Genomic DNA, 24,329 nt, shown 5'->3' on the forward strand with positions numbered 1-24,329 from the left:
GCTGCAGAGGCTGCTACTGGTGGTGCTGATAAATCGATTGGGAATGTTGTTAAGGGTAATGCTGATGCAGCAAAAGGTGGTGAAGCGGCGAGTGTTAATGGGATTGCTAAGGGGATAAAGGGGATTGTTGATGCTGCTGGGCAGGCTGGTGAGGAAGGGAAGTTGGAGGCTACTGCTGCTGCTGGTGGTGAGGGCAACAAGGATGCAGGGAAGTTGTTTGTCAAGAAGACAAATGCTGGTGATGTAGGTGGTGATGCTAAGGCTGCTGGGAAGGCTGCTGCTGCTGTTGCTGCTGTTAGTGGGGAGCAGATATTGAAAGCTATTGTTGAGGCTGCTGGTGGTGAGGCGAAGACAGGTGCGAAGGCGAAGGATGCTAAAAATCCGATTGACGCGGCTATTGGTGCTGCTGGGAATGATGATGCGGCTAAGGCGTTTGAGAAGAATGAGATGAAGAAGGATGATCAGATTGCTGCTGCTATGGTGCTGCGAGGGATGGCTAAGGATGGACAGTTCGTTTTGAAGGATGCTAATCATGCTGATCATAAGGGGACTGTTAAGAATGCCGTTGAGATGACAAAGGCTGCTACGGATGCTGCAAAGGCTGCTACTGGTGGTGCTGCTGAATCGATTGGGAATGTTGTTAAGGGTAATGCTGATGCAGCAAAAGGTGGTGAAGCGAAGAGTGTTAATGGGATTGCTAAGGGGATAAAGGGGATTGTTGATGCTGCTGGGAAGGCTGGTGAGGAAGGGAAGTTGAATGCGACTGCTGCTGGTGATGGCAACGCGAATGCCGGGAAGTTGTTTGTCAAGAAGGCTGATGAAGGTGGTGATGATAAGGCTGCTGGGAAGGCGGCTGCTGCTGTTGCTGCTGTTAGTGGGGAGCAGATATTGAAAGCTATTGTTGATGCTGCTGGAAAGAATGGTGAGAAGACAGGTGCGAAGGCGGAGGATGCTGAAAATCCGATTGACGCGGCTATTGGTGCTGATGATAATGAGGCTAAGGCGTTTGAGAAGGGGATGAAGAAGGATGATCAGATTGCTGCTGCTATGGTGCTGAGAGGGATGGCTAAGGATGGGCAGTTCGTTTTGAAGAATGGTGCTGATGATCATAAGGGGACTGTTAAGAATGCTGTTGAGATGACAAAGGCTGCTGCGGATGCTGCAACGGCTGCTACTGGTAGTGCTACTGAATCAATTGGGAATGTTGTTAAGGGTGCTGCTGCAGCAAAAGGTGGTGATGCGACGAGTGTTAATGGGATTGCTAAGGGGATAAAGGGGATTGTTGATGCTGCTGAGAAGGCTGGTGAGGAAGGGAAGTTGAATGTGGCTGCTGCTACTGGTGAGGACAACAAGGATGCAGGGAAGTTGTTTGTCCAGAAGAAGGACGCTGATGTAGGCGGTGAGGCTGCTGGGAAGGCGGCTGCTGCTGTTGCTGCTGTTAGTGGGGAGCAGATATTGAAAGCTATTGTTGAGGCTGCTGGAAAGGATGGTGAGAAGGAGAAGAAAGGTGCGAAGGCGGAGGATGCTACAAATCCGATTGAGGCGGCTATTGGTGCTGATGGGAATGAGAATGCGGCTGCGTTTGGTAAGATGAAGAAGGATGATCAGATTGCTGCTGCTATGGTGCTGAGAGGGATGGCTAAGGATGGGCAGTTCGTTTTGAAGAATGATGCTGATCTTGCTGCTCATAAGGGGACTGTTAAGAATGCTGTTGAGATGACAAAGGCTGCTAAGGAGGCTGCAACGGCTGCTACTGGTGGTACTGAATCGATTGGGGATGTTGTTAAGGATGCTGCTGCTGCAAAAGGTGGTGATGCGGCGAGTGTTAATGGGATTGCTAAGGGGATAAAGGGGATTGTTGATGCTGCTGGGCAGGCTGGTGAGGAAGGGAAGTTGAGTGCTGCTGCTGGTAGTGAGGGCAACAAGGATGCAGGGAAGTTGTTTGTCCAGAAGGCTGGTGATGTAGGTGGTGGAGCTGCAGATGCTGGGAAGGCGGCTGCTGCTGTTGCTGCTGTTAGTGGGGAGCAGATATTGAAAGCTATTGTTGATGCTGCTGGGAGTGAGGCGAAGGCAGGTAAGAAGGCGGGGGATGCTACAAATCCGATTGAGGCGGCTATTGGTGCTGATGGTGAGGATGCGAATGCTGAGGCGTTTGAGAAGAATGAGATGAAGAAGGATGATCAGATTGCTGCTGCTATGGTGCTGCGGGGGATGGCTAAGGATGGGCAGTTCGTTTTGAAGAATGGTAATGATCATGATGCTCATAAGGGGACTGTTAAGAATGCTGTTGAGATGACAAAGGCTGATACGGAGGCTGCAACGGCTGCTACTGGTGGTGATAAATCGATTGGGGATGTTGTTAAGGGTGATGCTGCTGCTGCAAAAGGTGGTGAAGCGGCGAGTGTTAATGGGATTGCTAAGGGGATAAAGGGGATTGTTGAGGCTGCTGAGAAGGCTGGTGATGAAGGGAAGTTGAGTGCTGATGCTGCTGCTAGTGGTGAGAGCAACGCGGATGCAGGGAAGTTGTTTGTTCAGAAGAATGGTGCTGTAGGTGGTGATGCTAAGGATGCTGGGAAGGCGGCTGCTGCTGTTGCTGCTGTTAGTGGAGAGCAGATATTGAAAGCTATTGTTGATGCTGCTAAGGATGAGAAGGAGAAGACAGGTAAGAAGGCGGAGGAGGCTACAAATCCGATTGACGCGGCTATTGGTGCTGAGGAGGATGCGGCTGAGGCGTTTGATAATGAGATGAAGAAGGATGATCAGATTGCTGCTGCTATGGTGCTGCGGGGGATGGCTAAGGATGGGCAGTTCGTTTTGAAGGATAATGATCATGATGCTCATAAGGGGACTGTTAAGAATGCCGTTGAGATGACAAAGGCTGCTACGACGGCTGCAGAGGCTGCTACTGGTGGTGCTGATAATGAATCGATTGGGAATGTTGTTGAAGGTAAGGATGGTGCTGAAGCAAAAGGTGGTGACGCGGAGAGTGTTAATGGGATTGCTAAGGGGATAAAGGGGATTGTTGATGCTGCTAAGCAGGCTGGTGATGAAGGAAAGTTGAATGTGGCTGCTGCTACTGGTGAGAGCAACGAGAATGCTGGGAAATTGTTTGTGATGAAGGAGGGTGCTGATAAGGGTGGTGGTGCTGAGGATGCTGGGAAGGCGGCTGCTGCTGTTGCTGCTGTTAGTGGAGAGCAGATATTGAAAGCTATTGTTGATGCTGCTGGAAAGGATGGTGAGAAGAAAGGTAAGAAGGCAGGGGATGCTACAAATCCGATTGAGGCGGCTATTGGGGGCGATGGTGGGAATGAGGCTGCGTTTGAGAATGAGATGAAGAAGGATGATCAGATTGCTGCTGCTATGGTGCTGCGGGGTATGGCTAAGGATGGGCAGTTCGTTTTGAAGGATGCTAATCATGCTCATGATAATCATAAGGGGACTGTTAAGAATGCTGTTGAGATGACAAAGGCTACTAAGGAGGCTGCAAAGGCTGCTACTGGTGGTGATAATGAATCGATTGGGAATGTTGTTAAGGGTAATGCTGCTGCAGCAAAAGGTGGTGACGCGGGGAGTGTTAATGGGATTGCTAAGGGGATAAAGGGAATTGTTGAGGCTGCCGAGAAGGCTGGTGAGGAAGGGAAGTTGAGTGTGACTGCTGCTGCTAGTGGTGAGAGCAACGAGGATGCCGGGAAGTTGTTTGCCAAGAAGGCAAATGAAGGTGGTGAGGCTGCAGATGCTGGGAAGGCGGCTGCTGCTGTTGCTGCTGTTAGTGGGGAGCAGATATTGAAAGCTATTGTTGATGCTGCTGCTGCTGCTGGAGAGAAGAAGGGCGCGAAAGCGGGGGAGGCTACAAATCCGATTGAGGCGGCTATTGGGGCTAAGGAGGATGATGATGCTGAGGCTAAGGCGTTTGGGAAGGATGGGATGAAGAAGGATGATCAGATTGCTGCTGCTATGGTGCTGCGGGGTATGGCTAAGGATGGGCAGTTCGTTTTGAAGAATGATGCTAATGCTCATGATAATCATAAGGGGACTGTTAAGAATGCCGTTGAGAGTGCGAAGGCTGCTACGGATGCTGCAAAGGCTGCTACTGGTGCTGAATCGATTGGGAATGTTGTTAAGGGTAAGGCTGATGCTGCAGCAAAAGGTGGTGAAGCGAGGAGTGTTAATGGGATTGCTAAGGGGATAAAGGGGATTGTTGATGCTGCTAAGGAGGCTGGTGAGGAAGGGAAGTTGGAGACTACTGCTGCTACTGGTAAGAGCAACAAGGATGCTGGGAAGTTGTTTGTTCAGAAGAAGAATGCTGATGTAGGCGGTGAGGCTGCAGGGAAGGCGGCTGCTGCTGTTGCTGCTGTTAGTGGAGAGCAGATATTGAAAGCTATTGTTGATGCTGCTGGGGGTGAGGCGAAGACAGGTGCGAAGGCGAAGGATGCTAAAAATCCGATTGAGGCGGCTATTGGGAAGGAGGATGATAATGCTGCTGCGTTTGGGAAGGATGGGATGAAGAAGGATGATCAGATTGCTGCTGCTATGGTGCTGCGGGGTATGGCTAAGGATGGGCAGTTCGTTTTGAAGGATGATGCTCATGCTCATGAGGGAACTGTTAAGAATGCCGTTGAGATGACAAAGGCTGCTACGACGGCTGCAGAGGCTGCTACTGGTGGTACTAATGAATCGATTGGGAATGTTGTTGAGGGTAAGGATGATGCTGCAAAAGGTGGTGACGCGACGAGTGTTAATGGGATTGCTAAGGGGATAAAGGGGATTGTTGAGGCTGCTGAGAAGGCTGGTGATGAAGGGAAGTTGAAGACTACTGCTGCTACTGGTAATAGCAACGCGAATGCCGGGAAATTGTTTGTGATGAAGGCTGGTGAAGGTGGTGGTGCTGCAGATGCAGGGAAGGCGGCTGCTGCTGTTGCTGCTGTTAGTGGGGAGCAGATATTGAAAGCTATTGTTAAGGCTGCTGGAAAGAATGGTGAGAAGACAGGTGCGAAGGCGGAGGATGCTGAAAATCCGATTGACGCGGCTATTGGTGCTGATGATAATGAGGCTGCTGCGGCGTTTGGGAAGGATGAGATGAAGAAGGATGATCAGATTGCTGCTGCTATGGTGCTGCGGGGTATGGCTAAGGATGGGCAGTTCGTTTTGAAGAATGCTGATCATGGTGATCATAAGGGGACTGTTAAGAATGCCGTTGAGAGTGCGAAGGCTGCTACGGATGCTGCAACGGCTGCTACTGGTGCTGATAAATCGATTGGGAATGTTGTTAAGGGTAAGGCTGATGCGGCTGCAAAAGGTGGTGACGCGAAGAGTGTTAATGGGATTGCTAAGGGGATAAAGGGAATTGTTGATGCTGCTGAGAAGGCTGGTGATGAAGGGAAGTTGAAGGCGACTGCTGCTACTGGCAAGGGCAACAAGGATGCTGGGAAGTTGTTTGTTCAAAAGAAGGATGCTGTTGGTGTAGGTGGTGATGCTGCAGATGCTGGGAAGGCGGCTGCTGCTGTTGCTGCTGTTAGTGGAGAGCAGATATTGAAAGCTATTGTTGATGCTGCTGGAAAGGATGGTGAGAAGAAGACGGGGAAGAAGGCGGAGAATGCTACAAATCCGATTGACTCGGCTATTGGGGAGAAGGATGATGATGAGGCTTAATAAATAATGGTTCAAAAACTTAATTAAAAATAATTCTTCCCTTGGTTTTATTACTTTACATATTATTTTCAGTTAAATTTATTTTAATTTGCTTTTAAATTAATTTTGATATACCATATATATACATATTAGATATGCACAAATTAAGGAGAAGTAAAATGAAAAAAATAGAAAAATTTAAAAACAAATGCCAACATAAACTAATTGTATTGATATCAACACTTTGCTATATAAACAATAAACATAAAAAATATTCACAAAGCAATATACTTTATTATTTTAATGAAAATTTAAAAAGAAATGGTCAAAACCCTATTAAAATAAAAACATTACAAAATTACCTTTACAGGTTAGAAAAAGAATTTAAAATAACAACCAATTATTATAAACACTTGGGAGTCAATTGCGGAACCGAAATCTACTATAAACTTAATTATCAAAAACAAAAATGCTATCGTAGAATAAACCAATATTTTAAAGAGAAAAAAGAAGTTAGATTTAACCTAAGAGTAAGTACGTTTTTTAAAAAACTACATTCAAAAAAAGGGAGTGTAGAATTAAGGGAATGTAATAATAATAATAATAATAAAGAGAAAGAAGCAGTTAAAAGATTTGAAAACCTACAAATAAAAAATTATGCTAAAAAATGTAAATTTATAACAAATTCCTCTTCAAAAATTCTAGATTTAAATGTAAAAAAGAATATTAAAATCGAAATACTAAAAGAAATTAAAAAAGTAGAGAATTTTTTTAAGAAAAATTATTATAAGAATCATAAAAAAAAGAAAACCATAAACATAAAGAGAAAAGAACTGAGTATTTTATTAGAAAGAACTAAAAAAATTTTAGAAGAAGAAGGATTAAACAAAAAGAAATTGGAAATATATTTCCAGAATGTATATTCAAAATATGAAAATAAACCTCATTTTATATTAGATAGCGGGAAATATGATGATTTAAAACAAATAATAAATAAAGTAAAGAAAAACACAGATAAACCAAATATAAAAACAACACAAGAAAATATTAAAAATAATATACTTAACATATTATTCGAACAGTTAAAAATAAAGTCTGAAATTGATGATAATGACAATGAATTTTTAATAAGGATCATAAAAGACTACTTAAATCAAATAGGAGAACTAAGATATTCCGATTTGTTTAACAATAAATATTATCATGACCTACTAAAAGTAATCAAAAATAAAAACAAATTCTTGATTAATGAAAAATTTATTATTTAAGGATAGATTATGGAAAACCTTTTAAAAAAACTTAGAGAAAAAAAAACAAAAATAAAACCAGAAAAAAAAAACATTTTTGTTAAAATTGAAAAAAAAGACGACAAAAATATATACCATACGAAAATATTCTTAGACTTTCATGCATTTGGAACTAAGAAAAATCAAAATTACAGATTTTTCATTTCATTTAGAAAATTATTTGACAGGAAAAAAACAGAAGCATTTAGTCTTTTTTCTTTAAGAGATAAAGATAAATTTTTAGGAATTAGTTATGGATGTAGAAAGCCAATAAAAAACGTTTTAAGAAGATATGAGGAAAATAATAAATTAAAAACAGCTACATTTTCAAAAATACACTATATACAATTTAAATTCAAAACAGGAAGCATATTTTGCTATGTTGTGGGAATTTCATACTTATTAAGAAAAGACAAAATTAAAAAAAAATATTATAAATCTCTGATTAAAATACTTTTAACTTTAGAAAAGGAAATATATGAATTTTACGACAAAAAATTATCAAATGGAGGTCTTATAACTAAATGGATAAAAAAAGAACAAAAATAATAACCATTGCCAGTATAAAAGGTGGAGTTGGAAAAAGTACAAGTGCTATAATTCTTGCTAAACTTTTATCAAAAGAATATACAGTATTATTAATCGATATGGATACACAAGCATCGACTACCAGCTACTTTTATGAAAAAGTAAAAGAAAGTAATTTAGATTTAGAAAGAGAAAACATTTGCGAAGTTTTAAAAGATAACTTAGATATTAATAGTGCAATTCTTAGAGTAGGGAACAATTTAAGCTTAATTCCCAGCTATCTAACATTACATAGTTTGAATGGAGATTTTTATTGCCTAAACAAACACAAAGCTATTGATTTAAAATTGAAAATAGAAATAAAAAGACTAAGAATCAACTATGATTATATAGTGATTGATACAAATCCTAGTTTAGACTTGACATTAAGATGTGCTTTAAATGCTACACATTATATATTAATACCAATGACAGCTGAAAAATGGACATTTGAAAGTTACGAACTTTTAGAATTTTTTATTAAAAGTTTGGAAAAATCAGTACCAATGTTTTTTATTGTAACTAGATTTAAGAAAACTAATACACATAAAGAATTATTGAAAATAATGCAAAAAAAGAATAACTTTTTAGGATTTATATCAGAAAAAGAAGGTTTGAATAAAAAAATTGCAACTAATAGTGAATTTGATTTTAAATCAAATTATATATTGGAATACAATTATATATTGAAAAATTTAATTTATAATATAGAAACTTATTCAGAGAAAATGGAAATTCCCAATATAAATTGTCCAGCGCTAGACAATTTATAAAGTAGAATTTAAACTAAATAAGGAAATTTTATGAATAAAAAAAATACTAATGAAATAGCTATTAATCCAAGAAATATAAATAACAATAAAAATTCTATTTTAAATTCTAATAATAATAATAATAATCATTTATCTAATGATAAAAAAAGATTTGAATTTTTAAAAAATAAACTGAAAGATAATATAAAAGAAGACATCTATAATAAAATAGAGGCCATGTATATTTTAATGGAAATCAAAAATAAGGCTTATTATAAACTTGATGGATATAAAAGTTTTGAAAAGTTTATAAAAGATTATAAATTAGCCAGATCTCAAGCATATACTTACTTAAAAATAGCTGGTGCAATTAAGGAAGGCACTTTAAAACAAGAATATTTAGTTGAAAATGGTTTTAGGCAATCGATTTTATTTTTGATGAATTCTGAAAATGCAGTAAGGAAAAAATCGAATCAAATTTCAAAAAAGGTTTTGAGAATTCAACTTAAAAATCAAGAAAGTTACTTTTTTTATAAAAAAAACTATAAGTTTACAGAGTTTTTTTTAGATAAAGTTTTTTTAGATAAAAAAGATTGGATTGATCAAATTATGAAAGAATTCAAATAAAAAGTTTAATAAATGTTATATGATTGTTGATTTTATTTTTAAATTGGTGTATCCTTTAGTGCAAGGATAAGTTTTTCATTTAAAATTTACCTTAATTTGTGACCGCCATTGTGAGCTGTTAGAGCTTAATTAAGTTTTTTTAAAAAAACTTAATTAAGCTCTAACTAATATACTTAAGGCTTGTGTAAAGCCTATAAAACCCAATAAAATTTTTATTAAAACTAAATATTCCTATTATTCAATAACCTATTGCTTTTAATTCCGACGTCTAATTCCAACTTTTTTTAAATATTTTTTTATAAATACTAAAAGAAAGTTGGAATTAGAATATTTTGCTATAAATTAATTTTAATTGCTATAACAATAAGGAGAATATTTTGAAAGGAAATTATTTAATTGTAATAATCTATTTGTTAAGCCTTTTGTCATGTAATTCTGCCAATTTAGTATTGGAAGATAAGGATTTTGAATTTAATCGAAATGAAAATACAATTGAAGAAAATTTAAAACCAGAAGAAAATCACTTAAAAAGTGAGGAGGTTCAAGACGATTTAATAGTTAAAATAATTGAAACTGCTAAGCTTGTTAAAGAGCAAATAATTTTGGATAGAGCTAGAATAGAACCTTTAGATCAATTTGGTATGAAGGATTTTTTATTTAATAACCTTACATTTGATTCTAATCATGAGAGGTATTCTCATAATGAAAATAAAGATATACGAAGAAAGTTTTATTCGTCTTTGAATTATAATGAGAAATTATTAAGAATTTTTGGGAAAATACTTAATAAAATATCAAGCAACTCGGAGAATCAAAAATTAGATTTACTTATTGTTAGAGCTGGACAGTATTATTCTCAATATAATTTAGAATTTTCTGCTAAAAAAATAAATGAGCAAATGGACAAACTAATGAGTTTAAATATAGAGGAGTTAAGCTTTATTTTAGGTAAACTTAAAGAATTGATGACTTTTAAGGCTAGGTGGATTGATATTGCAAATCAAATTATTAAATATTGTGAAAATGATATTAATTTAAATAACAATAAAGATGATTCAGGGAAGATAATTGAACTTATTAAATATATTAATTTAAAATATGAATATTTTTTAAAATACGATATTCTTAAAACTGAAACTTTATCTTCTGAAATAACAAAAATTTTAGATAAGTAATCAAGAGATTAGAGATTAATTTATTTTTTCTTACAATTTAAAATTGTAAGAAATTTTCTTTTTGTCTTTCATGTTCTGATATATTAGATTGTAACTTAATAAGTTTAATTGTCAGCAATTTTTGAAATAATTTTATTTTTTTATAACCAAATATAGATAAATTTATTTATTGAATTATCTTTTATTATAAGGTGGTAAAAGGTTATGAAAGTTTTTTTCAGGTGTCTCTTTTTTCTAATTTTAAATTTTAATTTACTATATTCTAATTCTTTTGAAGCTTTGAATATAGAATATAATAATATTCTAGAAGAGTATTATTCTGGTGATAATAACAATAGACTTGTTTTAAAAGATCAATCTGATTATATAAATTTTTATATAGATAAATTTAAAACTTTGTATGAAAAATTAGAATCATTTGGGGATAGTAGAAAAAATTATCTTACCAGCATTGTTAATTTGCAGATTGCATCTTTAGTTCAAAGTGTAGCTATCAAAAATTCTTCTGATAGTTATTCCATATTTTTAAGTGCAAAAAGTGTTCTTTTAGATTTTATTTCTTCTCAATTTTTTAAAGATTGTCAAAAATCAATTAGAAGTGATGCATATAGAGTATTGGGGGATTTAAATTTGTCTATTTTAAGATATATGGGCGGTATAAAATTAGTTAAAATCTCAAATGAAGCTAAAAATGCATTAATTAAATCTTTAGAAATTGACAATAAAAATGTATTTGCCAACATTTCTTTAGCAACTTGGTATTTATATTCTCCAAGAATTTCGGGGGGTAGTCCTAAAAAGGCAATAGAATTTTTGCAGAAGGCTCTTAAATATAGTAAAAAAAGCTTGGAAAAATATTTAACAAATGTATGGATAAGTCAGGGATATTTTAGACTTAAAAGAGAAAATGAATATAAAAGGTATTTAAACGAGGCTAAAAATATATTTCCTGATGGACTTTTTCATAAAATAGTTATTGAAAGAAATAATTTGGGCGAGTTGCCTTAATTGTGTCCCCTTTTTATAGGTAAAAATTCTATGAAATTGAAAAGTGGTTTGGTGATTTTTTTTATTTCATTTAATCTATTTGCTTTTGATAATGATATAGAGAAATATATAGAAGAAATTGAAGAAATTCATACCAATTATTATTCTACGGGTTTAAAATTTGATAATTTAAATTATGCAAAGATGTTGATATCCTCTCTTTCTAAAATTGAAAATAACATTTTATCTAATTATAAGGAAAGCAGTCTTAAATTTAATTATTTAAATTTGCTTATTTCCTTAGTTTTTTGTGATATTGCCTATTTAATAGATGATGTTAATGAATACAAAAATTTGATTAATAAGGTGTTAAATACATATAAGTATAGTGTTAAAGTTTCTTTTAATTTTTATGAGTTTTCTGATTATTTTAGAGCTTTAGGGGAGCTTGCTTTGAATTTAATAGTTCACGATTCTTCCAATTCTTATTTTTATATTGTGAATGGAAAAAGATTTTTGGACAAAGCTTTAATAATGAATAGTCAAAATTATAAAGTTAATCTACCTTTAGCAATATTTTATACATCAGGAGTTACAAATAAAACTTTTAGTAGAAATTTGGTTGCTCTCTATTATTTAAATAGAACAGAAGAAGTTTTTATGAATAAAAGACAAAGATATTTAAAAGAAATAGTAAAAAGCTCTTTTTTGATACGTAATAACAGAAGAGTTGAAGCAATAGATTGTTTGCAATCTGCTTGTAAAATATTTCCCAATGGGCATCTTGCAGGAATTGCTTTTGAAAAATTGAAGAAAGGTAAGCCTTTCTTTTGATTATATTTAGGTTAGGGTTAGAGATATGAAACTAAGAGTCAACACTATTAATAAAAGTTACAAAATTTTTAAAGAAATAGTTCATGCAAACAAAGATATATCCTTTAGTCTAAAGTCAAAAGACATGGTTTGGCTGTCGGGCCCAACAGGGAGTGGTAAAACTACTTTAATTAATTTAATTTCAGGTATAGATATTATAGACAGTGGAGAGATAGTGTTAGATTGTTTTGTTTTAAGTTCCATGAAAGATAAGCAAAGAACTCTTTTTAGAAAATTTAATATGGGTCTCATATTTCAGCATTTTGAGCTTATTCCAAGTCTTACTGGTTTTGAGAATATTTTATTACCTTTAAAATTTTCGAGCAAGAATTGGAAAGAGTGTAAAGAGAAGGTAGATAGTTTGGTGGAATTGTTTAACCTTGAAAATTTTATAAAAAAGCGTCCTTCATATATGTCTGGAGGACAAAAACAAAGAATAGGAATAGCTAGAGCATTTGTTTATGATCCTAAATTAATTATTGGAGATGAAATAACAAGTCATTTGGATCATGTAACAGCAAATTTTATTTATTCTGTAGTAAAAAATTATATAGAAGAAAATGATGCTATAGGGTTGTTTGTTTCACATGATTCTAGTTTAGAAAAATTTGCTAATAGATTTTTCAGAATAGAAGATGGTAGATTATTTTATTTTTAGAGGTAATTATGTTTAAATTAGCTTTTTTTAATATTTTTAGAGATGTAAGAAGATCTATGACGGTTTCGTTCCTTTTGGAGAGTTCAGTAGTGTTTTTATTACTTTTTATAGGATATATGAATTATAGTAGTGAGGGCATGGAAATGGGGCTTGTTTCATCTACAGGGCATATTCAGATTGCTAAAAAAAATTATTTTAATCCTAAGTTTAGCAGTATTAAAAATAATTTAATGTTAAAGGATTGTGAAATATTGCAAATCAAAAACGAAATAAACAAATATTCTGAGTTTAAATCTAGCAATTTAATAGTAAATTTTGAAGGTCTTATTGGCAATTCTGTTGTAAGTAAACCATTTTTTGCTACTGCATTTGAAGATCTTGATTTTGCAACAAAAAGTTTGTCTTTGGTAGATGGGAATCCCCTTTTTGATAGTTCTGTTGGTGATTTTTTAATTGGAAGCAATTTGGCGATGTCTCTTGGTATAGAAAGTTTAACAAAAAAAACTTCTAAGTTAACTTTGATGACAGATATGTTAGGCGAAGGTCTTATTTTGCAAGATGTTAGATTGTCAGGAATTATTAAATTTCCAGTTATTCAAACAGATAGCATGGTTGCTATTACTAGTATAAATACATTGAAAAGTTTTTTTGATTTTAAAGATGGTGTGCATGTAATACAAGTCTATTTAAAAAATAATTCTTTTTTAAATAGTTTTAAAGATAAGTTAGAGGTTTTAAGAAATAAAAGCAACATAGATTTTGAATATAGCGATTGGTATGAAATTAATCCGTCTTTCAAATCTATTTTAGGAATTAATGAAATAATGTTTAAGTTTTTGTCAATATTAATAATATTGCTGATATTTATATCGTTTTTTCAAATAATGACAGCATTGGGCCTTGAAAGAACTAGAGAGCTTGGAACTTTAAGAGCAATTGGTCTTACAAAATTAGAGCTTTTTTATACTTTATTTTTGGAAATATTCATTCTTACTACTATAAATATAATTTTAGGCATTGCTATTTCTTATTTTTTAAAATTGATAATTGGATTTTATCAGATAAGATTTTCTCCTCCAGGATATACAGAATCTTATTTTATTAATTTTTTATATTATTTTAGCGATATTTGTTTCGTTTCTTTATTTATTTTTTTGGTTGCAATTATTTCTTCAGTTTTGCCTTTTATTAAAGTAAGTAAGAGATCAATAGTGGAGGTAATAAATAATGTTTAAAAATTTTATTGTTATTAGTTGTCTTTATGTTTCTAGTTTTTTATATTCTAATGAATCAAATTCTTTAGTAAAAGATTTTTCTAAACTGGCTTTTCCTAATATTGAGCCTGGATTTTATGTTGTTCATTTAGATTATGAAATTTATTTGGATGGAGTTTTAAAAGAAAAAAGTAAGGGGTTCTCAATTATAAATTCAAATAATTCAAATTCTTGCCTAGTATATACAGAAGGTAAAAAATCAGACATTGCATTTCTTGTAATTAGAGACACAGGATATTTTATGTTAAGTAGTAAATCTTCAAATCCTATTAAAGTTAGTCCTTCTTATAAAGTTAAGGGCATATCTTCATTACAAGATATTATTGGATTAAGGTTTGAAGAAGACTTTAGCTTTCTTCAAAAAATCAATGAAAATCTTTTAAAGTTTAAATCAAAAAAAACATCTCTTTATCCATTTGTTGATTTAATTAGATATGATTCAAATAAATTTTCGACTTTACACAAAGATAGGAACTCCCATGTTTTAAGAGAAGTTCTTTATAATAAGGGGTTTATTAGCGGTATTAATGCTTTTTCTAGTATTGAAGTTGTGGATAGGATTTTTGAAAATCATCGTACAATCGTATATACAAAAAATTTTTCCAAAACTAATTTAAATAATTCTATTTTTACTATGAAAGGCTTTTTAAGAGTATTTGATATTGCTAAAAACTATTTAAAATAAGGGTAAGTTAAAAATGGAACTTGCTAAATTTTTGTTGTTTTGGTTTTTATTAATAATTCCTAGCTTTTTATTTTCTAGTGTTATTATCAAGGAGCAGCTTGGATTAAGTAGTAATTTTTCATATTTTTTTTCAGATTATGATGAGAAGGATTTTCTTGGTACTGGAATATTCAGCTTTGAAAATGAATTTTATTTAGGGATTTTTATTAATCATGGTATTTTTGAATTTGGAGTTGCTCCTTCTTTAACTATAAAGAAGGGGAAGCATTATTTAAGTTTTAAAAATTCGTTTTTAAATTTTTATTTTGATAGTTTAATTGTTAAATTAGGAAAGCAAAATTATCATTTAGGTAGCGGATTAATAGAGAATATTATTTTAGATAGAATAAAAGATTCAGAAGAATGGTTGGCAGAGATATATTATTTTGTCTCAAATTATATTTTTTCTTTTGGTGCTATATTAGATGAATTTAGTCTTGATGGACTTGAAAAACCTAAATATTTATCACCTTGGACTTATTTTCAGTTGTCATTTCCTAAGTTAGATCTACTACTAATGGTAGAGACCCCTTTTAATCTAAAAAATAACAATATAGATATCAAATTCATTTTTGATTTGTCTGTTGAAATTTATAGTGGTCTGTTTTTATATTCCACTATAAGACATGATTTGCTTTATGATCAAGATTATGTATTTCGTAGTGAGGATAATAGATATCTTTTAGGTTCTAGATATTATATTGATTTTGAAAATGGAATATTAAATTCCATTGCTTTTGTATTTGAAGGTTACTTAAAAAGTAATAATCATTTCATATCTACAGGGTTTATCTTAACTTGGATTGAAAGTTTACTTAAAACATCGTGTTTTTTAAAAACAAATTTGAATAATAATGCTTGGCAAATTTATTTTGAAAGTACTTTTGATATTACCAAGGGTTTTTCTTTGAAAATTAAAAGCATATTTGAGCCTTTTGGAGAAAAGATTTTATTTAAAAATATGCCTTTTAATCAAATATTAAGCATTGGGATGAGTTTTAAGGTTTAAGGGAAAAAGAGAAAACAATGAAGAAGACGGTTATATTTTTAATGTGTTTTAATTTATTTTCAAGGGAATTCAATAGCTTAAAGATTAATGGTATGGGTTTTGACTTTGATATGGATTATTTATCCATACCAAATACATTTGATTTGTCTTTATATTATGTGTTAAATGATTCTAAAATTTCTCCTTTTATTGGGCTAGGGTCTGATTATCACAAAACTATTTTATTTGCATCCGGTTTTAAATATTTTTTTAGAAATTTTTCCTCTAAAATATTTTATGAGATTAGGACACCATTTAATTTAAATAAAAAATATATTGAACATGAGGGGAATTTTTTATTTGGGTATAACTTTGATTATTTTAAATTTGAAAATTCCTTTACTATAGGATTAATTAACAATTTACTTACAGTTGATAATGTTGAAAATATATATTTCAATACACTCACTTTGAAGAATAAAATTAGTTTATTAATTCCAATTTATTATTCAGAACTTCAAAGAATGGATACCAAAGTGATTTTTGTTTATAGATATTTATTTGGCAATGAAGATCAAGTTTATAGTGTGCATTGGAATTTTAAATATCTTTTATCTTTACCTTTTGGAGAGCTAGGATTTAAGGCGGATTTTTTAAAATCCGATTCTTTATTTGAGACTGATTTAGAAACTAGAGTAGATTATCATGCTTTAAATTTATATCCCTTAGCCTTTCCCTTTTTTGATGATCCTAATAGCATTTTTAATGCAATTTTTAATTTTGGATTTGAATATAGAGTATTTTTTCTTGAATATTTAAGAAATGCGTTTTCTGATTTATTTTTATCAATATCTTTTGATATGGGATATGGATTTGATGATGTTTTTATTGATAATGGAAAATTTCTTTATATTGTTAGTTTTGGTATTGGTTATAAATTCTTTAGAGAAATCCCATTTGTTTTTAAGGTGGGTATAAATCAAGACAAGCAATTTATGCTTGGATTTATAGTAAGTTCAATTAATTTTGATAATTAAAATTTTAAGAAAGGAGAAAATATATGTTTATTAGGAATAAGCATTTTTTGACTAGCATTGGTATAAATGTTAGTTATGCCGTAATACCTGGTAGCTGCTGTTGCAGCTGTACTTGTAGTTGCAGTTTTAGTTTATAAATATTTATTGTTTTGCAAAAATAATAAATACTGATTAGTAAAGGAGGCAGAATAGATATTTTTGCTTCTTTTATTTTTAATCTTAGTGTATGAAATTTTAACTTTGGTTTGAACTTAAAGTTAAGGTTTTTGATTACTTTAAGTAATTTTACTTTGATAAAAGTAAAAAATATGTAAATAGTTAAAGGTAATAATTATGATAAAAAATAATAATGAAAGTTCTGAAGCTTCTAATATGAAGCTATCAGGGATGTATGAAATAAATAATATTTCAAGAAGTGTGTTTAATAGCAATATTATTGCTAGTCCTTCCAATATTAGGATTCAAGCATCTTTGTTTGATAAAGATGCAGAAAGCTTGACTCTTAATTATTTATTAAATTTTTCTGAAATTAAAAAATTTTATTTTAATGAAAATATTTCTCAATTTTTGCAAAATTCCGCTGCTATTGCAAATATATCTAACAGAGAATATCGTGAGTTTGATGAGAATGTAATTTATTTACCTAAAGTTAAAAGACTCAAAATTAAACTTGAAGATGCTTTGCTTAAAAGGAAATCTTCTAGAAAGTTTAAAAATCAATATTTAAATTTGGTGGATTTGTCGACACTTCTTTATTATTCTGCTGGTGATGTTCGATATGATTATGTAGAATTTGGAAATTCAAAATTTAGGCAATCTAGAAAGACTTATCCATCAGGAGGGGGAATGTATCCTGTAGATATTTATTTTTATGCAAATAATGTTGAAAAGCTTGATAAAAGTTTTTATTTATATCAATCTTCAAATAATTCAATTATTAAGATTGATATTAGTTCTATTAAGATTGAAAATTTACTTAATATTTCGTTTTTTGAGGGTTCTTCTAATTTTAATGTTGCTTTCTTTTTTGTTTATAGATATGAGGTTAATTATTTGAAGTATTCAGAAATGAGCTTGTCTTTTGCTTTTATCGAGTTGGGCGCTATTCATCAAAATTTTTCTTTGGTTTCTACTGATTTGAATCTGGGATATTGCATCTGGGGAGGATTTGATAAGCCAGAGCTAGAAAAATGTTTAAATCTAGATGGAATTAGTGAACATGTAGTTTCATCTTCTATTTTAGGAAATGTTTAAAAGGGAGTAGTCAATGAATAGTGGTTTATATTATTTTTCAGATGATGTGAGAGTTTTAAAAGAATCCAAAGGCTTTTTGATTGTTAGGAAGGGAGTTTGGAATTATGAAGATCTAATAATTTCTATTGAAGATTCTTATATTAATGAATTGAGCAAAGTTTTTAATTCTTTGTCTTCTGATGAAGGGATTGATTTGATTCAAATAAAAAATGATAAGGTCAAAAATATTGTTAGAGAATTAATTAATTCTGGTTTTGTTCATTTGAATGAGTTCGGAAAAAATAATAGATTTTTAAATTATTTATATCTTGGTCAATATTTAGAAGTTGCTCCCCAAGAGAATCCTTATTTACTGATTTCAGATGATAGTAGTTTGATTAATATTTTAGAAACAACCGCTAAATCGTTTAATTTAAAGTATGAGCTTTTGAGTTTGGAAAACTTGGAATTTTTAAAAACACCTATTTTTTTAAATAAATTGGATTTAATAAATTATTCAAAAAGTTTAGACCATTTTAAATCTAAATTTATGCCATTTGAAGGAGTTATTCTATTGTTGGGTAATTTGAATCCATTTTTACTTAGGAATATTAATAGAATTTTAATGGGACTTAATAAACCAATTTTTTTTGGCACCATAGATGGTCCTTTTATGTTGATTACATGTTTAGAGCCTAAAAGAACAGCATGTATTGAATGTTATGAGCAAAGGATAATTGCTAGGATGACGGATCATGTGCTTTATCATAGGTTTAATAAGGAGTATGAAAAACACAAGAGAGATTCAAAGTTAGTTTCTTCAGGAGATTTTTTAAGTCCCGCTTATTATCATATTGCTTACATTTTAGTTGGTGATGCTTTTACCTTTTTCCAGATTAAAACATCTAAGCTTATGGGGAGAGCTTTACATATTTATGTACCTTTTTTTGAGTTCCAAAATCAAGATGTTTTGAGAATATCATCTTGTCCTGCTTGTGGATATTTGTCGACTTATAAATCAAGATGTTTAAATATTGAAACACAAAGGCTTGTTTCAACATTAATTTCTAATTCTAATTAAGGAGTAAGATTATGTTTAATTATTATCCTTATTCAAGCAAACTTTATAGAGATCTTGTTTTTACTAATTCTCCGGCAACAGGTATTGGTACGTCTTTAGTTACATTGCTACCTTTTCAAAAGGGGTTGCCTTTATTATATTCTTCTACATGTGTTTTGCCTAATTATCACAAAATATTAATAGGAGAGACATATAACATGGAATACCATATTTCTGGTTATGGGCGTTCTTATGAGGAGGCTATTACTAGATTACAAGGTGAAACTATTGAGAGATATTCTCTTTTGATGTCCAAAACTTTATTTCAAGAAGATTTTATTCTTTCTTCTAGAAGGGATCTTCTAAATACTTCAAAGTATAAAGTTATGCCTTTGGAATATAGAAATGTTTTTTCAGATTTAGATAGAAATTGTAATCTTCCTTATTCAAAAGTTTATGAGAGTGATGAAATTTATTGGATTTTATTGCCATCCTTAATTCATTCTAATGAAAAAATATGGGTTCCTTGCGATATGGTTTTTATGGGTATTCATCAGAATTTCAAAATGCCAACTTTTAGTACAGGAACAGCAGTTCATAGGACAGTAGAGATTGCGCTTAGTAATGCAATAATAGAGGTAATACAATTACATTGTTATATTTCTAATTGGTACGTAAAATCCAAAAGGCCTGTGATTAACTGGAAAAGTAATGAATTTTTGAGAAAATCAATTAGTGATTTAGAACTTGAATCCAATTTTGATTTAATAGTTTTGGATTATTCTGATAAAGATTTAGGAATGCCGGTTTATGCAGCATTCCTAAGAAATAAGAAAAAATCGATTCCATATTTAGTTTGTGGAATTCAAGGCGGCTTTAATAAAGAGTGTGTTTTTTTAAGAGCTGTAGAAGAAGCTGCTGTAGTTGCCCAATCTTTACCCTTAATTTATTTTTTTAAGGCTAAAGAGATAAGTAAGTTAACATTAAATAGCCTAAGACACAGTTTTAATTTGGATGATAATTTTTTATATTACTCTAATTTAAATGAAATTTCTTTAAAAGATTCTATGTTAAATTCTATTATAGATAATGAAACTAGATTAGAGATATCTTCTGAAGAAGACTTAGTTAAAAATGAATTGGATATGAGTTTAAATATTTTACGATCTGTAAGTAAATATGCTGTTTATTGCGATATAACTCCTCCTGAATTAGAAAGCACATCTTTTAGATCTATAAGGATTCTTGTTCCCGAATTGCTTAAGATGTGTTTTCCATTTCATCCATTTGATGAGCATCCATATTTTAAAAAGAAAGGAGAAATTTTAGATGAATATTTCCCACATCCAATACCTTAGTTTTTTGTTTATTCCATATTTGCTTTTTCCTTCGGGGGTTTGTATTTTTTTGAATACAAGAAATGCAGTTTTATTTATGAAGCGGTTTTGTTATTTTGCATCATTTTTCATAATTGTTTATTTTAATCTTTTTGCTATAGATGTGCCTCCTTTAAGGGCGAAGCATGTATTTTTAATAATTTTTGTACCTATTATTACAATGTCTTTAGAAATATTTTTGAGTTTTTTTTTAAATAAAAAATTTCCTGTGTTTTTTATAGGCGATGATAATTATAATATGTCATATTTTATTGCTGTTATTTTTATGGCAATTGCTGAGGAATATATTTTTAGACTTTTAATTTTTGATTTTTTTTTAGAAAAATTACAATTTAATTTACCAATTGTTGCATTATTAAGTTCGTTTGCGTATGGATTTAATCATATACATTTTGGATTTGCTATTTTCCTATCAAAATTTTTGATAGGAATAATTTATTCCTTGGTGTTTTTTATTTTTAAAGATTTTTATTGCGTTGTTTCAATTCATGTGTTTAACAATATAATTGTTTTTGGTTTAAGTTTTTTACAAATTAAGGGTAAATTATGTTTTTAATTTTAATTTTAATTTTTTCTGTAAGTTTGTTTTTGAATTTTGGGTTAGTTAGGACTTATTTATATAATTTTGTTAATCCTCAAAACAGAAGAAAAATAGGAGAAAATTTTTATTGTTATTTATTGCAAAATATAATAAATACTTTTATATATTTCATATGTTTTATTATAAACTTTGATGAAATTAGAAATAGTTGGGTTTTAAATTTTGATTTATTAGATGTGGGTTTAAGTTTTTTTTTATTGTATTTATCAACTATAAATATACTTGGATATTACTTTTTACTATATTTTAAAGTGTTGAGAAATAATATAGTTGAATTTGGCAAATCATTGTATTGTGACATTATATGTTTAGTTTTTTCTTTGTTTGAAATTATTTTTAGTTTGGGAATTTTTTTACCCTTTTTAAAGCTATTTAATTATAGTAATTATATAGTTCTTTTTATAGGGACATTAATATATTCTTTTTTATGTCTAAATAGTAGAATTTTTATTTTAAAAATTTCTTTTTCGAGTTTTATTTTAAATGGTGTATTATATATGCTTGTATTTTTTTATTTGGCTTTAAATTTTATTTATATAGATAATATATTTCCTTCTTTAATCTCTTTTATATTTATATCTTGTTGGAATGTTATTTATAAAAGAGCAACCAACAAGATATAATACAAGATATAATGAATTAATTTCTTATTGCAGTGATTTTAGGATTTATTTTTTTCTTAATTAAGTTTTGGCCTCAATAATTTATTTGTATAGTTTGATTTAGAGATTGTTTTTATTAAATCTTAGATGCTTAAATGAATTTGTCAATATCTAATTTATCAAATTCACCACTTTTATATAAATAAATTCTTGGTAATTTTTACTTGAAAAATTTAGTAATTAGCGACCCAATAAAAGGAGCTATAATAGTTATAGCAATGGGTGCCTAGTACAGTAGTAATTTCTATTGCTATATCTATTCTAGTTCCTCATGTTGTGTTTCTAAGTGAGCTTGTGAAGGCCATTCCTTTCCCTTCGTTCACTATGTCTAATTTTTCTCTACCAAATTTCAAATCCTTTTAGGAGTGCATTTTTTACGTCCACTGTGTCTAGCAACTCATTAATATTTTTTACTGCGTTCATTACGCTACCTCCAAATTATTTCTAAATTTTTGCATTGTAAAATTCTAGTCTGTTCTTTACGCGCTGTACTATAGCTTTGTTTTGAATTTTGAAAACCCTTAGCGAATCTATGTACCCGTTAGAAACGGATTTAGAATTACCAAGTTAATCCCAAATTACTGTTTTTCTGTCGTTTGCCACAATTACAAAATGGTAAAAACTAGAACTTTCGTCTTTGTACTTTGCAATCAAAATATCCGATTCTAAAGGCACTTAAGAACTCGGATATTTTGATTGCAAAGTAAATATTTTCGTGTCAATACCTAAGTTTGCAAATATTGCGTTTGGAGAATTTACAAACGCATTGTCACCCCTTAGGCAGCCTTTACTTACAAGTCCCTTTAAAAGTAAATCAATCTCAAAGTAATCGAAACATTTTTCGACTTTGTTTTTGATTTCTTTTACTACAAGGCCAACAAACAAAATGCAAAGGAAATAACACCCAAATTTAGAGATAATTTCGTTTTGTTCTTTGAATTTCATTTGCAAAGGCACCGCAAATCTGTGAATTTCGACTTCTTTGAAAATCACTTTGTCTAACTTTTTGAATTGCTCTGCACTTTCTTATCTTATTTCGTTGACGGCCGGAATATTCGGTCTATTAGAAAATTGTATAAGAAACTTTTGAAGTTAGAACAAGAAGTGTTCAAGTTTTACTCCAAAGAGTTACAGCCCGAAGGAATTATTACTAAGAGGGTTGCAAAAATCAAGCAAAAAAGGGAGGAAAGACTAGATCAAATTGGTAATCTGATCAATCCCCCACCCCATCTGCGTGTACGCAGTCGATTTCGTAAGTTTTGAAAATTTACTATTATTTGGCTGTAATTTGTGTTATACTACACTTAGTAGGTGAGTGATTATGGAATTAGTATCAACAACAAATATTACTGAAGAACAAATATATAAAGAGTTCCTTAGATTAGGTATGGAACAACTAATAGCACAAGATTTATCTAAAAGATATTACCACAATAAACTTACGTATAGAGATTTAGAAAATTTAGAAAAACAATTTGGAATAAAGTTTGAAAATCTTGAGTTCAAGATTGATACCGTAAAGAATGAGCTCAATACTAAGATAGATAATGTAGAAAAAAATTTACAAAAGGATATAGCTAATTTAGACGCTAAGATAGATAATGTAGAAAAAAATTTAAATGTTAAGATAGATACTGTAGAAAAAAATTTACAAAAAGATATAGCCAATTTAGACGCTAAAATTGATAATGTGGAAAAAAATTTAAATACCAAAATTGATAATGTGGAAAAAAATTTAAATACCAAAATTGATAATGTGGAAAAAAATTTGAAACAAAATCTTGACGAAAAACTAAAAATTAATAATCAATTTTTACTGGAAAAAATAGAAATTAATAATCAATTGTTGTCTAAAAATCTTGACTCAAGCAATAGATTAATAACTATTATGTCCATAATATTAGTACCTATTGTTATAGCTATTATAGGGCCTTTTGTTTTGTCGCTAATTAATGGTTTTTTCAAACAGTAATTACTAGTAATTTTTTACTACAATTAATTAAGAAAAAAGACTTTAGATATAATTTGCTTTTGCAATTTGCTAGTATTTTTGTAGATTCCTAGATGTTTTAAGTTTGCATTAATGTATAATTTTAGATTATGCAAATTTTTGCAAGGTTCCTTTTCAGTGAAAAAATTCGAAATCAGATTAATAATTGTAAGTTTGGTTCCAGTAGAACTGTTTAGATAATGATTTAGATTGCTTTGATTGAGCTTTAGAGGTGCAAATGATTTAATGTAATTGAGTTTTTGTGATAGATTTAATATACAAGGTGTTTTAACTAAAAAGAAGTTTTGTGAATTAGCGTTGTATCTGATTTCGTCTAGCGTTTCTTTTGATTTAGCAATTAAAGAGTAAACAATTTTTAGCTGTTTAGTAGTAATACTAAAATCAAATATATTTTTTGCTACATAATTAATTTTGTCTGCATTAATAGATAGTAATCTATTTTTGTTTAGATTTTCAATACATCCGGAAATTTTATTAGCGCAAATAAGAGAATATGTTTGAATTTGTAAACCGTTGTCCAACGTGTAAGAAAGTATATCAGATTTGAAATTGTAAGGAGTTTTGATATTTTGATTTTTTAGATGAGTTAATGGAATTCCAGAAGCCATAATAATTCCAAGTAATTGGTGAGTAGTGCTATAAGAATTGATAAGATGTTCACTGATTAGAATGAATTCATCCGGATTGATTTTATGATAATTTTTTTTCTTAGTAGGCTTGGGTTTGGAAAAAAATTTGCATAAAAACATATTAATATTATATACTTTTTATACAAAAATTCAAAAATTT

At 30.7% G+C, this 24,329-nt stretch carries 21 protein-coding genes and 1 pseudogene; 20 read left to right on the forward strand and 2 right to left on the reverse strand.

Annotated elements, in window-relative coordinates; genetic code table 11:
- The 18 genes from BLO14_RS06075 to BLO14_RS05085 all read left to right on the forward strand — a co-directional run.
- Nucleotides 1-5,649, forward strand: a 5,649-nt coding sequence (locus BLO14_RS06075) for a variable large family protein (RefSeq protein WP_159427409.1), incomplete at its 5' end; no start/stop codon positions are given.
- 158 nt (nt 5,650-5,807) lie between these two features.
- A complete protein-coding gene (locus BLO14_RS05010; RefSeq protein ID WP_091973630.1) occupies nt 5,808-6,896 on the forward strand; it encodes a plasmid maintenance protein in 1,089 nt (362 codons plus the stop codon).
- A gap of 9 nt (nt 6,897-6,905) precedes the next feature.
- Entirely contained in the window at nt 6,906-7,463 is a 558-nt protein-coding gene (locus BLO14_RS05015; RefSeq protein WP_091973633.1) for a DUF226 domain-containing protein, read from the forward strand.
- Complete coding sequence (locus BLO14_RS05020; RefSeq protein WP_091973636.1) at nt 7,439-8,254, forward strand: ParA family protein; 816 nt, start codon at nt 7,439-7,441, stop codon at nt 8,252-8,254. The genes BLO14_RS05015 and BLO14_RS05020 overlap by 25 nt, the downstream gene beginning before the upstream one ends.
- 30 nt (nt 8,255-8,284) lie before the next feature.
- A complete protein-coding gene (locus BLO14_RS05025) occupies nt 8,285-8,860 on the forward strand; it encodes a chromosome replication/partitioning protein (RefSeq protein WP_091973637.1) in 576 nt (191 codons plus the stop codon).
- Between the two features lie 341 nt (nt 8,861-9,201).
- A complete protein-coding gene (locus BLO14_RS05030) occupies nt 9,202-10,035 on the forward strand; it encodes a complement regulator-acquiring protein (RefSeq protein ID WP_269085759.1) in 834 nt (277 codons plus the stop codon).
- A gap of 204 nt (nt 10,036-10,239) precedes the next feature.
- Nucleotides 10,240-11,043, forward strand: coding sequence for a tetratricopeptide repeat protein (locus BLO14_RS05035; RefSeq protein ID WP_091973643.1), 804 nt, complete (start codon nt 10,240-10,242; stop codon nt 11,041-11,043).
- 30 nt (nt 11,044-11,073) lie between these two features.
- Nucleotides 11,074-11,856 carry a hypothetical protein gene (locus tag BLO14_RS05040; RefSeq protein WP_091973646.1) on the forward strand — a complete coding sequence of 261 codons (783 nt, stop codon included), beginning with the start codon at nt 11,074-11,076 and terminating at the stop codon, nt 11,854-11,856.
- A gap of 25 nt (nt 11,857-11,881) precedes the next feature.
- Complete coding sequence (locus BLO14_RS05045; RefSeq protein ID WP_091973649.1) at nt 11,882-12,553, forward strand: ABC transporter ATP-binding protein; 672 nt, start codon at nt 11,882-11,884, stop codon at nt 12,551-12,553.
- A gap of 8 nt (nt 12,554-12,561) precedes the next feature.
- Nucleotides 12,562-13,788, forward strand: coding sequence for an ABC transporter permease (locus tag BLO14_RS05050; protein ID WP_200780520.1), 1,227 nt, complete (start codon nt 12,562-12,564; stop codon nt 13,786-13,788).
- The gene (locus BLO14_RS05055; RefSeq protein ID WP_091973652.1) at nt 13,781-14,512 is read left to right on the forward strand and encodes a hypothetical protein; all 732 of its coding nucleotides are present in this window, start codon (nt 13,781-13,783) and stop codon (nt 14,510-14,512) included. The genes BLO14_RS05050 and BLO14_RS05055 overlap by 8 nt, the downstream gene beginning before the upstream one ends.
- A 13-nt stretch (nt 14,513-14,525) precedes the next feature.
- Nucleotides 14,526-15,560: a hypothetical protein gene (locus BLO14_RS05060; protein ID WP_091973654.1), complete on the forward strand. Its 1,035-nt coding sequence runs from the start codon at nt 14,526-14,528 to the stop codon at nt 15,558-15,560.
- A 17-nt stretch (nt 15,561-15,577) separates the two neighbouring features.
- Complete coding sequence (locus BLO14_RS05065; protein ID WP_236736400.1) at nt 15,578-16,576, forward strand: hypothetical protein; 999 nt, start codon at nt 15,578-15,580, stop codon at nt 16,574-16,576.
- Between the two features lie 23 nt (nt 16,577-16,599).
- Entirely contained in the window at nt 16,600-16,713 is a 114-nt protein-coding gene (borA, locus tag BLO14_RS06265; protein WP_143280326.1) for a TOMM family putative cytolysin BorA, read from the forward strand.
- Between the two features lie 196 nt (nt 16,714-16,909).
- Entirely contained in the window at nt 16,910-17,830 is a 921-nt protein-coding gene (locus BLO14_RS05070; RefSeq protein ID WP_091973658.1) for a SagB/ThcOx family dehydrogenase, read from the forward strand.
- Between the two features lie 13 nt (nt 17,831-17,843).
- Complete coding sequence (locus BLO14_RS05075) at nt 17,844-18,890, forward strand: streptolysin associated protein SagC (protein ID WP_091973661.1); 1,047 nt, start codon at nt 17,844-17,846, stop codon at nt 18,888-18,890.
- An 11-nt stretch (nt 18,891-18,901) separates the two neighbouring features.
- Nucleotides 18,902-20,227: a YcaO-like family protein gene (locus BLO14_RS05080; RefSeq protein WP_091973664.1), complete on the forward strand. Its 1,326-nt coding sequence runs from the start codon at nt 18,902-18,904 to the stop codon at nt 20,225-20,227.
- A gap of 49 nt (nt 20,228-20,276) precedes the next feature.
- Nucleotides 20,277-20,822: a CPBP family intramembrane glutamic endopeptidase gene (locus tag BLO14_RS05085; RefSeq protein WP_236736401.1), complete on the forward strand. Its 546-nt coding sequence runs from the start codon at nt 20,277-20,279 to the stop codon at nt 20,820-20,822.
- A gap of 1,274 nt (nt 20,823-22,096) precedes the next feature.
- Here the strand turns inward: BLO14_RS05085 and BLO14_RS05100 are convergent.
- Nucleotides 22,097-22,474, reverse strand: a pseudogene (locus BLO14_RS05100) (DUF261 family protein).
- Between the two features lie 66 nt (nt 22,475-22,540).
- Between BLO14_RS05100 and BLO14_RS06210 the strand changes: the two are divergent.
- Nucleotides 22,541-22,792 carry a DUF226 domain-containing protein gene (locus BLO14_RS06210; RefSeq protein WP_269085758.1) on the forward strand — a complete coding sequence of 84 codons (252 nt, stop codon included), beginning with the start codon at nt 22,541-22,543 and terminating at the stop codon, nt 22,790-22,792.
- 58 nt (nt 22,793-22,850) lie between these two features.
- Nucleotides 22,851-23,501, forward strand: coding sequence for a Bdr family repetitive protein (bdr, locus tag BLO14_RS05110; RefSeq protein ID WP_091973673.1), 651 nt, complete (start codon nt 22,851-22,853; stop codon nt 23,499-23,501).
- Between the two features lie 23 nt (nt 23,502-23,524).
- Here the strand turns inward: bdr and BLO14_RS05115 are convergent, their stop codons facing one another.
- Nucleotides 23,525-24,289 (reverse strand): hypothetical protein, encoded by a 765-nt coding sequence (locus BLO14_RS05115; protein ID WP_091973676.1) that lies wholly within the window; start codon nt 24,287-24,289, stop codon nt 23,525-23,527.
- Nucleotides 24,290-24,329: the final 40 nt, after the last annotated feature.

Source organism: Borreliella japonica (assembly GCF_900099615.1).
Lineage (GTDB): Bacteria > Spirochaetota > Spirochaetia > Borreliales > Borreliaceae > Borreliella > Borreliella japonica.